This window comes from Pseudomonas sp. 18.1.10 (assembly GCF_024655625.1).
Taxonomy (GTDB): Bacteria; Pseudomonadota; Gammaproteobacteria; order Pseudomonadales; family Pseudomonadaceae; genus Aquipseudomonas.
Genome location: NZ_JANLGL010000107.1, coordinates 1 through 9,692, shown reverse-complemented (window position 1 = coordinate 9,692; position 9,692 = coordinate 1). Strand labels below are relative to the sequence as shown.

8 protein-coding genes, 2 tRNA genes and 1 riboswitch (1 of these 11 running past the window's edge) are annotated in these 9,692 nt (G+C 60.4%); of the genes, 1 reads left to right on the top strand and 9 read right to left on the bottom strand.

Annotation, left to right across the window (positions count from 1 at the left end):
- The 6 genes from NUV89_RS18070 to ltaE all read right to left on the bottom strand — a co-directional run.
- A tRNA-Arg gene (locus NUV89_RS18070) sits at positions 1–27 on the bottom strand; it reaches 150 nt to the left of the window's first position.
- 107 nt (positions 28–134) lie between these two features.
- Positions 135–225 (bottom strand) — tRNA-Ser (locus NUV89_RS18065).
- A gap of 62 nt (positions 226–287) precedes the next feature.
- Complete coding sequence (gene csrA / locus NUV89_RS18060) at positions 288–476, bottom strand: carbon storage regulator CsrA (RefSeq protein ID WP_003175645.1); 189 nt, start codon at positions 474–476, stop codon at positions 288–290.
- Between the two features lie 175 nt (positions 477–651).
- The gene (locus NUV89_RS18055; protein WP_017738212.1) at positions 652–1,893 is read right to left on the bottom strand and encodes an aspartate kinase; all 1,242 of its coding nucleotides are present in this window, start codon (positions 1,891–1,893) and stop codon (positions 652–654) included.
- A 97-nt stretch (positions 1,894–1,990) separates the two neighbouring features.
- On the bottom strand, positions 1,991–4,609 hold the full coding sequence (gene alaS, locus NUV89_RS18050) for an alanine--tRNA ligase (protein ID WP_257782375.1): 2,619 nt from the start codon (positions 4,607–4,609) through the stop codon (positions 1,991–1,993).
- Positions 4,610–4,755: 146 nt separating this feature from the next.
- Positions 4,756–5,760 (bottom strand): low-specificity L-threonine aldolase, encoded by a 1,005-nt coding sequence (ltaE, locus tag NUV89_RS18045; protein ID WP_257782374.1) that lies wholly within the window; start codon positions 5,758–5,760, stop codon positions 4,756–4,758.
- Positions 5,761–5,950: 190 nt separating this feature from the next.
- A riboswitch (FMN riboswitch) is annotated at positions 5,951–6,120 on the top strand.
- An 88-nt stretch (positions 6,121–6,208) separates the two neighbouring features.
- Between ltaE and NUV89_RS18040 the strand changes: the two genes are divergently transcribed.
- Entirely contained in the window at positions 6,209–6,718 is a 510-nt protein-coding gene (locus tag NUV89_RS18040; protein WP_003233516.1) for a 6,7-dimethyl-8-ribityllumazine synthase, read from the top strand.
- Positions 6,719–6,883: 165 nt separating this feature from the next.
- Here NUV89_RS18040 and astE read toward each other — a convergent pair whose 3' ends face one another.
- From astE to astB, 3 genes are read right to left on the bottom strand one after another with little or no spacing between them, the layout of a single operon-like run.
- Positions 6,884–7,888: a succinylglutamate desuccinylase gene (gene astE, locus NUV89_RS18035; protein WP_257782373.1), complete on the bottom strand. Its 1,005-nt coding sequence runs from the start codon at positions 7,886–7,888 to the stop codon at positions 6,884–6,886.
- A gap of 12 nt (positions 7,889–7,900) precedes the next feature.
- Entirely contained in the window at positions 7,901–8,191 is a 291-nt protein-coding gene (locus NUV89_RS18030; RefSeq protein ID WP_003214319.1) for a hypothetical protein, read from the bottom strand.
- 24 nt (positions 8,192–8,215) lie between these two features.
- On the bottom strand, positions 8,216–9,562 hold the full coding sequence (gene astB, locus NUV89_RS18025; RefSeq protein ID WP_257782372.1) for an N-succinylarginine dihydrolase: 1,347 nt from the start codon (positions 9,560–9,562) through the stop codon (positions 8,216–8,218).
- Positions 9,563–9,692: the final 130 nt, after the last annotated feature.

The following is a 9,692-nucleotide window of genomic DNA, read 5'->3' as shown; positions in this document are numbered from 1 at the left end:
ACCTCTATCCAGCTGAGCTACGAGTGCATTTGTTGCCGCGCATTATAGGCCGTTCAATCTCTATGTAAAGCTATTTTTTCGTTTATTTTCAACAACTTACGAAAAAACCAGATTGCAACGTACTAAGCAAATAATGGCGGAGAACGGGGGATTCGAACCCCCGACACCCTTTTGAGGTGTACTCCCTTAGCAGGGGAGCGCCTTCGGCCACTCGGCCAGCTCTCCGCAACACGGGGCGTATATTAACCACGTTCTTCCCCGTTTGCAAACATAAAAAACGATAAAAATTAAAGGCTTGGTTCTTCGTCCTTCTCTTTCTTGATCCGCAGGTAGATTTCCTCGCGGTGGACCGCTACCTCTTTCGGAGCGTTAACCCCAATACGCACTTGATTGCCTTTGACGCCGAGCACGGTCACGGTGATTTCGCCATCACCGATAATCAGGCTTTCTGCGCAACGACGAGTCAGAATCAGCATACCTTTCTCCTCACGCATTTCAGTTCAGGAACAACAGTCTGCAAAAAAAAGGCGTTCGACCTACAGCCTGATGGCCATAACCCTTCCCGCCTAAGTATTGTCGAGCCCACGCAAAAGAACATGCGCCCTACAAAAAAAGGAAAGGCGCGGTAAACCGCGCCTTCCTGGCCTTACATCACTCGCCCTGTCGGGCCGGAGCGTCCAGCTCGAACGCGGTATGCAGCGCGCGTACAGCCAATTCCAGGTACTTCTCTTCGATCACGACCGAGACCTTGATCTCCGACGTGGAGATCATCTGGATGTTGATGCTTTCCTTGGCCAGCGCCCCAAACATGCGGCTGGCAACGCCGGCATGGGAACGCATGCCCACGCCCACGATCGACACCTTGGCGATCTTGGTATCGCCAACCACTTCACGCGCGCCAATCTCGCGGGCGGTGTTCTCCAGGATCTTCAGCGCCGCATCGTACTCGTTGCGGTGCACGGTGAAGGTGAAATCGGTGGTGTTATCGTGGGAAACGTTCTGCACGATCATGTCGACTTCAACATTCGCGTCACTGATCGGGCCCAGAATCTTGAAAGCCACGCCCGGGGTGTCTGGCACGCCACGGATAGTCAGCTTGGCTTCATCACGGTTGAAAGCGATACCGGAAATGATCGGCTGTTCCATGGATTCCTCTTCATCAATAGTAATGAGGGTGCCCGGACCCTCTTTGAAGCTGTGCAATACGCGCAGCGGAACGTTGTACTTGCCGGCGAATTCCACCGCGCGGATCTGCAACACCTTGGAACCGAGGCTGGCCATTTCCAGCATCTCTTCAAAGGTGATCTTGTCCAGGCGCTGGGCCACGGACACTACACGCGGGTCCGTGGTATAGACGCCGTCCACATCGGTGTAGATCTGGCATTCGTCGGCCTTGAGAGCCGCTGCCAGCGCCACGCCGGTGGTGTCCGAACCGCCACGCCCGAGGGTGGTGATGTTGCCGTGCTCGTCCACACCCTGGAAGCCCGCTACAACTACCACGCGCCCTGCTTTCAGATCAGTACGTATTTTCTGATCGTCAATCTGCAGAATGCGCGCCTTGGTATGTGCGCTGTCCGTGAGGATGCGTACCTGGCTGCCAGTGTAGGACACCGCTGGCACACCGCGCTTGTTCAGCGCCATGGCCAGCAAGGCGATGGTCACCTGCTCACCGGTGGACACGATCACATCCAACTCACGCGGCAGCGGCGGTTGATCGCCGCTGATGGCCTTGGCCAGGTCGATCAGGCGATTGGTCTCGCCACTCATGGCCGACAGCACCACCACCAGGTCGTCGCCGGCATCGCGGAATTTCTTAACCTTGTCGGCCACCTGCTCGATTCGTTCGACGGAGCCGACCGAGGTGCCTCCAAATTTCTGTACGATCAAAGCCATTTCTAAGCCGCCTCAGCCCGTAAAGGGGCGCCCAATAAACCAATCTTCCAGCACCTGCGCGCGCCCATGACTAGACCATGGGCGCGCCACCAGTGCCTTAAATACCCGCCTCGACAAACGGCACGGTCAGGGCCAGGGCCGCGTCCAGGGCACCGGCGTCTACACCACCGCCTTGTGCCATGTCTGGACGACCACCGCCCTTCCCGCCCACTGCCGCAGCGGCTTGCTTCATCAAATCACCGGCCTTGAGTTGGCCAGTCAGGTCCTTGGTTACACCGGCAACCAGAACGACCTTATCCTCATGGACACCGCCGAGCAGGATCACTGCGCGGCCGAGCTTGTTCTTCAACTGATCGACCAAGGCCAACAGCGCCTTGCCGTCCTGACCGTCCAGGCGGGTCGCCAGGACTTTCACACCCTTGACGTCCAGCGCCGTGGCCGACAGATCGTCGCCCGCCGCACTGGCTGCCTTGGCCTGCAACTGTTCCAGCTGTTTCTCCAGGGCGCGATTGCGCTCCAGCACGGCGGACAGTTTGTCGATCAGGTTGTCGCGGCTGCCCTTGACCAGGCTGGCCGCTTCCTTGAGTTGTTCTTCGGCAGCATTGAGGTAAGCCAGAGCCGCAGCACCCGTCACTGCCTCAATACGGCGCACACCGGACGCCACGCCGCCTTCGCTGATGATTTTCATCAGGGCGATGTCGCCGGTACGGTTGGCGTGGATACCGCCACACAGTTCCACCGAGAAATCGCCGCCCATGCTCAATACGCGCACGCTGTCGCCGTACTTCTCGCCGAACAGCGCCATCGCGCCCTTGGCCTTGGCCGTCTCGATGTCGGTTTCTTCGGTTTGCACCGGGGTGTTCTTGCGGATCTCGGCGTTGACGATGTCTTCCAGCGCCTTGATCTGCTCCGGCTTGATCGCTTCGAAGTGGCTGAAGTCGAAACGCAGGCGCTGGCTATCCACCAACGAGCCTTTCTGCTGGACGTGATCGCCCAGCACCTGGCGCAATGCCGCGTGCAGCAAGTGCGTGGCCGAGTGGTTCAGCGCAGTGGCGTGGCGCACGTCAGCATCGACCTGGGTATCGACCGGCGCACCGATCGTCAGGTTGCCCAGCACCATCACACCGTGGTGCAGGAACGCACCGCCGGTCTTGGTGGTGTCGCGCACGTCAAAACGGCCGGACGTCGAACTCAGGAAGCCACAGTCACCGACCTGGCCACCGGATTCGGCGTAGAACGGGGTCTGGTCCAGGACCACCACCGCTTCTTCGCCTTCGTTCAGCACGTCGACCGACTTGCCGTCTTTATAAATGGCGACGATCTTGGCCGCGCCCACGGTGGCGCTGTAGCCGGTGAACTCGGTCGGTACGTCAACCTTGACCAGGGTGTTGTAGTCCAGGCCAAAGGAGCTGGCGGAACGCGCACGCACACGCTGGGCTTCCATCTCACGCTCAAAACCGGCTTCGTCGATGGTCAGCTCGCGCTCACGGGCGATGTCGGCGGTCAGGTCCATCGGGAAGCCGTAGGTGTCGTACAGCTTGAACACCACGTCGCCCGGCACCACGCTGCCCTTGAGGCCAGCCAGATCCTGCTCGAGGATTTTCAGGCCGTGGTCCAGGGTCTTGGAGAATTGCTCCTCCTCCGCCTTGAGCACGCGCTCGATATTGCCTTGCTGCTGCTTGAGTTCCGGGAAGGCTTCGCCCATCTCGGCAACCAGTGCAGCCACGATCTTGTAGAAGAAGCTGCCGGTAGCGCCCAGCTTGTTACCGTGACGGCAGGCGCGACGGATGATGCGGCGTAGCACATAGCCACGGCCTTCGTTCGACGGCAGCACGCCATCGGCGATCAGGAAGCCGCAGGAACGGATGTGGTCCGACACCACCTTGAGCGAAGACTGGCTTTCATTGGCGCAGCCAATGGCCGCCGCCGAAGCGCTCAGCAGGTTGGTGAACAGGTCGATTTCATAGTTGGAATGCACGTGCTGCATCACCGCACTGATCCGCTCCAGACCCATGCCGGTGTCGACCGACGGCGCTGGCAGCGGATGCAACACGCCATCGGCGGTGCGGTTGAACTGCATGAACACGTTGTTCCAGATCTCGATGTAACGGTCGCCGTCTTCTTCCGGCGAGCCCGGCGGGCCACCCCAGATGTCGGCGCCGTGGTCGTAGAAGATCTCGGTGCACGGGCCGCACGGGCCGGTATCGCCCATGGTCCAGAAGTTGTCGGAAGCGTACGGCGCACCTTTGTTGTCGCCGATACGGATCATGCGCTCTTCAGGCACGCCGATCTGTTGGGTCCAGATGTCATACGCTTCGTCGTCCGTGGCATACACGGTGACCCAGAGCTTTTCCTTCGGCAGCTGCAGCACGCCGGTGAGGAAGGTCCAGGCGAAGGTGATCGCATCTTTCTTGAAATAGTCGCCAAAGCTGAAGTTGCCGAGCATTTCGAAGAACGTGTGGTGACGCGCGGTGTAACCAACGTTTTCCAGGTCACTGTTCTTGCCGCCGGCGCGTACGCACTTCTGGCTGCTGGTGGCGCGGGTGTAGGCGCGCTTTTCCTGGCCCAGGAAACAGTCCTTGAACTGGTTCATCCCCGCGTTGGTGAACAGCAGGGTTGGGTCATTGCCTGGGATCAAGGAGCTGGAGGCTACACGGGTGTGGCCTTGCTCTTCGAAGAAGAGAAGGAAGGCTTCACGGATTTCTGCGCTTTTCATTAGGTTCTTCCACGGAGGCTGCGGCCAAAGGCCAGTGCGCAACATCATCAGACGGAGCGACGGCAAAGGGCCGCATTATATCGGCCCTTTGCCGGTGGTACAGCGTGTTTATACGATTGAAACGTTCAATTAGACGGTGTGCAGGCTCATTTGCGCGAAAATTCGACGAATGTCGCCAGCACCTGTTCGATCTGCGCGCGGCTCACATCCAAATGGGTGACCATGCGCAGGCGCGGTGCGGCGCTCAACGTGATCCCACGCTCGGCGGCAAACGCCTTCAGCGCCTGGGCCTGGTCGCCAATCTGCACGTAGACCATGTTGGTCTGCACCGGCTCCACCGTATAGCCGGCCTTGCGCAGTTCATCCCCCAGCCATAGTGCGTTGGCATGGTCATCGGCCAGGCGCTGCACCTGGTGATCCAGCGCGTACAGCCCCGCCGCCGCCAGCGAACCAGCCTGGCGCATGCCGCCGCCAACCATCTTGCGCAGGCGCCGCGCCTTGGCGATCAACGCCGCAGAACCACACAACACCGAGCCAATCGGCGCGCCCAGGCCCTTGGACAAGCACACCGAGACCGAATCGAAATACCCGGCGATCTCCCGCGCATCCACCCCCAGCTTGACCGCCGCGTTGTAGATCCGCGCGCCGTCCAGGTGCAGCGCCAGGCCATGCTCACGGGTAAACGCGCGCGCCTTGGCCAGGTATTCCAGGGGCAGCACCTTGCCCTGCATGGTGTTTTCCAGCGCCAGCAAGCGCGTGCGGGCGAAGTGGAAGTCGTCGGGCTTGATCGCCTCCAACACCTGGTCCAGGTCCAGGGAGCCGTCCGCCTGCACCTCCAGCGGCTGCGGCTGGATCGAACCGAGTACCGCCGCGCCACCGCCTTCGTATTTGTAGGTGTGGGCTTGCTGGCCGACGATGTATTCCTCGCCGCGCTCACAGTGGGCCATCAACGCCAGCAGGTTGCTCATGGTGCCGGTGGGCACGAACAACGCCGCGTCGAAGCCCAGGCGCTTGGCCATTTCGGCTTCCAGCAAGTTGACGCTGGGGTCTTCGCCATACACATCGTCGCCGCTGGCGGCGTTGGCCATGGCGTCTCGCATGCCGGGGGTGGGTTGGGTCACGGTGTCGCTGCGCAGGTCGATCACAGACATGAAACAGGCCTCTAACGGAGTGGATAAGTCCTTTTGAAGGTCATTACTGCGGGCAACGCCACGGAATATCAAGCCCCGGGCATATTCAATCGAATACCAACCAAACAAACCGATATAGCCTATCGATACGGCAGCCGTGCAGTTTTTGAAAAACCATGATAAAAACTCTCCGCCGCCAGGGTTCTGGCGGCAACGTTCTCAGGGCGGGGTGCAATTCCCCACCGGCGGTAATTACACGCAATGTGTATAGCCCGCGAGCGCTTGGCGCCTCGAACTGCTCATGCAGGACGGCGCCAAGGTCAGCAGACCCGGTGTGATCCCGGGGCCGACGGTCATAGTCCGGATGAAGAGAGAACGGGATTGGCACCTAAGGGCCGCTCGTCTTGCGTACCCTTAAATCCCATTCGATTCATATCGCCCTGTTTTTTTCTTAAACAGGAGTCAGAACATGCAACCCACCGCAATCGACAGCAAAAGCAAAAACCATCACGGCGAGCGCGTCGCGTTTATCCAAGCCTGCTGGCACAAGGATATTGTCGACCAATCGCGCAAAGGCTTCCTCGCCGAAATGATCGCCCAGGGCTACCAGGAATCGGACATCGATTTCTTCGAAGTCGGCGGCGCCTTTGAAATGCCCCTGCACGCCAAGCTGCTGGCCAAGACCGGCCGTTACGCCGGTATCGTTGCCGCTGCACTGGTGGTGGACGGTGGCATCTACCGCCACGAGTTCGTAGCCCAATCGGTGGTCAGCGGCCTGATGCAGGTGCAGCTGGAAACTGAAGTGCCGGTGTTCTCGGTGTCGCTGACGCCGCATCACTTCCATGCGGGCAGCGAGCACCACACGTTCTTCTACGAGCACTTCGTGCACAAGGGCCAGGAAGCGGCACGCACCTGCGCCGACACCCTGCACAAGGTCCGTGCGATCCGTCGCAGCGAGCCGCGTGCTGTAGCCGTCTAAGCAACACTGCAAAAACAAATGTGGGAGCGGGCTTGTGTGGGAGCGGGCTCGCTCGCGAATACAGAGTGTCAGTCACTGAATAGGTTGACTGATACACCGCATTCGCGAGCAAGCCCGCTCCCACACAAACCAGCTCCCACATGGCACTGCGTTAAACCTTAAGCGCTACACCAACCCGGAATCCGTCGTCGGCACAATCAGGATCCCCGCCCGCAAGCCATTCTTCACCTTCGGATTGGGGAAGATAATGCGCGCCCCCTCCTCCTCGATCACCCAACGGGTCTTGGCCACGTCTTCGGCCAGCAGATAGCCCTTTTCCAACTCCGAAAAATTCTCCACATCCGCGGGCAAATGCAGCAGGAACGCATCGCTGTGCTTGATCACTTCCCGCGCCACGGCGAACAGTTTCAAGCCGTCGAGGCTGTCGGTTGCGGGTTCGGTGCCTTCGATCATCTGCTTCAAGCGGGTTTCCAGGCGTGACACGTCCACCCCCTGGTTCTGCCCGAACGGCCGCGCCTTGCCCAACTCCAGGGTGAAGGCCTCGGCGTCGAGTTGCTCATAGGTAAACGCGGTGAAGGTGATGGAGGTCTTGTTCTGCAACAGCACCGCTTCCATGCCGGCGGCACGCAGGCGCTCCAGTTCGCGGCGCGAATGCTGGCGCCCGTCCTTCCACGGGTACAGGGCGAATTGCTCGATCTTCGAACCGCGAATCGCGGTGTGCAGGTCGTAATGCAAGCGCGCTCGGTCCGGCAGGCTGAAAAAGCTGCGGGCCAATTGCTCAAGCTCGGCGGCGCGCATGGCCTCCGGGCCGATGTTTTGTTCGTGCCGGCCGTTGAACAGCCGGTTGACGTCCAGTTCCAGGTAACGCTCGCCGCGGCGCATGGCCTCGGGGTTGCCGAACAGGAACAGGATACGGTTGCGGGGCTTGACTTCCCCACGGGCAATGCCATGCAACAGGCGGTCGAGCAGTTCGATCGGCGCCGTTTCGTTGCCATGGATGCCGGACGACAGCAGCAGGTCGCCACCATCGTCACGCCCCTGCGGCGGGCGCACTTCGAGTGCGCCCTCGCTGAGCCAGCGCATCTGCACGCCGTCGACAGTCAGTTGAATTTTTTGCGCCGGTTCACGACCGGCGAGGGTCAGTTCAAGCAGTTTGCCGAGGGCGAGCATAAGCAGCTTCTCTTAGTGATTGCAGCCTGGGCCGTGGACGTGATCGTCGTCGTCACCTTCAACGTCGGCCGGTTCCATTTCCAGCTGCAGGCTCATCAGGTTGGTGGCCAATGGGCGCATCAGCAGGTTGGCGTATTCGGCGTCGCCTTCTTCCACGTCCACGCCAATCAGCAGTTGGCCACGGCCGTCGTGCTGGATCCAGATTTCCTTGCCCTGCCACACCACGGCGACGCGGGTGCAGGAGGTTTCCAGCTGGGTGCCGTCGGTGTCTTCAAGGATCAGCTTCAGGGTGTCGGTGGTCATATTTAGCTCTCAGCCGTGCGGCGTTTAATTGATCTGGAAAGGATAAACCGCGCCCAGTTTAAGGATTTGCGTCAGTTCATCCAGTGCCGTCCGGCATTCAAGCAACAACTGCGGGTCAGCCAGATCGGTTTCCCGCAGGCTGTCGCGGTAGTGCTTGCCTACCCACTGGGTCAGTGTTTCGTACAACGGCGCGGTCATGATAACGCCTGGATTCACCGCCGCCAGTTCCATTTCGTTCAACGCCACGCGCAAGCGCAGGCACGCCGGGCCACCGCCGTTCTGCATGCTTTGCTTGAGGTCGAAGACTTTGACTTCGCGGATCAGCCCACCAGAGGCGGTCAAACCCTGCAAGTAGCTCCAGACGCGTTCGTTGGCGCGGCATTCTTCTGGCACGATCAGCAGCATCGAGCCGTCGGCGCGGGTCAGCAACTGGCTGTTGAACAGGTAGGAACGCACCGCGTCCTCGACGCTGACCAGGGCGCGGGGCACGCACACAGACTGGAAGTTGCCGCCCAGCTTGCCCAATTTGGCTTGCAGCTCAGCGAGCATCTGTTCGGTATTGAGGAACGCATCCTCGTGATAGAACAGCACTTCGCCGTTGCCCACGGCGATCACGTCGTTGTGGAACACACCGGCATCGATCACCGCCGGGTTCTGCTGGGCGTAGACCACGCCTTCATCCTTCAGGCCGTGCAAGCGCGCAACCGCCTGGGACGCTTCAAGCGTCTGGCGTGCCGGGTACTTTTGCGGCGCCGGGAAACGGCTGTCGAACGCACTGCGGCCGAACACAAAAAACTCCACGCCGGCTTCACCGTACTCACGGCAGAAACGCGTGTGGTTGGCCGCGCCTTCGTCACCGAACTGCGCCACCGCCGGCAACGCAGCGTGGTGGGCGAAGTGCTTGGCGTCGGCAAACATCGCCCCCAGCACGCGGCTGGTGGTCGGGTGCTCGATGCTGCGGTGGTATTTGCAGTTCAGGTTGGCGGCGGTGAAGTGCACGCGGCCGTCGGCCGTGTCGGCGCTTGGGCTGACCGTGGCGGCGTTGGCCACCCACATGCTCGATGCGGAGCAGCTTGCCACCAGCAACGGCATGGCGTCCTTGGCGGCTTGCTGGATCACCTGGGCGTCGCTGCCGCCGAAGCCGAGGCTGCGCAAGGCGGCGACGTCAGGGCGTTCCTGCGGGGCGAGCACGCCTTGGACAAAACCCATGTCCATCAGGGCCTTCATTTTTTGCAGGCCCTGCAACGCCGCTTCCCTGGGGTTGGAATGCTGCTGGCTGTTGCTCTGGGACGCGACGTTGCCAAAGGACAAACCGCCGTAGTTATGGGTCGGCCCCACTAGACCGTCAAAATTGACTTCATAGGATTTCATCGGCGAGGCTCCACGAACATCTGTTTTTATAGGCTTCAAATTACTTGAACACACCACAAATCAACTGTGGGAGCGGGCTTGCTCGCGAATGCGGTGGATCAGTCACCTGAAATGTTGAATGACACACCGC

Excerpts from the sequence above, each read along its gene's own strand:
- NUV89_RS18040 (WP_003233516.1), top strand. The coding sequence starts at position 6,209 with ATGCAACCCACCGCAATCGACAGCAAAAGCAAAAACCATCACGGCGAG.
- NUV89_RS18030 (WP_003214319.1), bottom strand. The coding sequence starts at position 8,191 with ATGACCACCGACACCCTGAAGCTGATCCTTGAAGACACCGACGGCACC.
- csrA (WP_003175645.1), bottom strand. The coding sequence starts at position 476 with ATGCTGATTCTGACTCGTCGTTGCGCAGAAAGCCTGATTATCGGTGAT.
- alaS (WP_257782375.1), bottom strand. The coding sequence starts at position 4,609 with ATGAAAAGCGCAGAAATCCGTGAAGCCTTCCTTCTCTTCTTCGAAGAG.
- NUV89_RS18055 (WP_017738212.1), bottom strand. The coding sequence starts at position 1,893 with ATGGCTTTGATCGTACAGAAATTTGGAGGCACCTCGGTCGGCTCCGTC.
- ltaE (WP_257782374.1), bottom strand. The coding sequence starts at position 5,760 with ATGTCTGTGATCGACCTGCGCAGCGACACCGTGACCCAACCCACCCCC.
- astE (WP_257782373.1), bottom strand. The coding sequence starts at position 7,888 with ATGCTCGCCCTCGGCAAACTGCTTGAACTGACCCTCGCCGGTCGTGAA.
- astB (WP_257782372.1), bottom strand. The coding sequence starts at position 9,562 with ATGAAATCCTATGAAGTCAATTTTGACGGTCTAGTGGGGCCGACCCAT.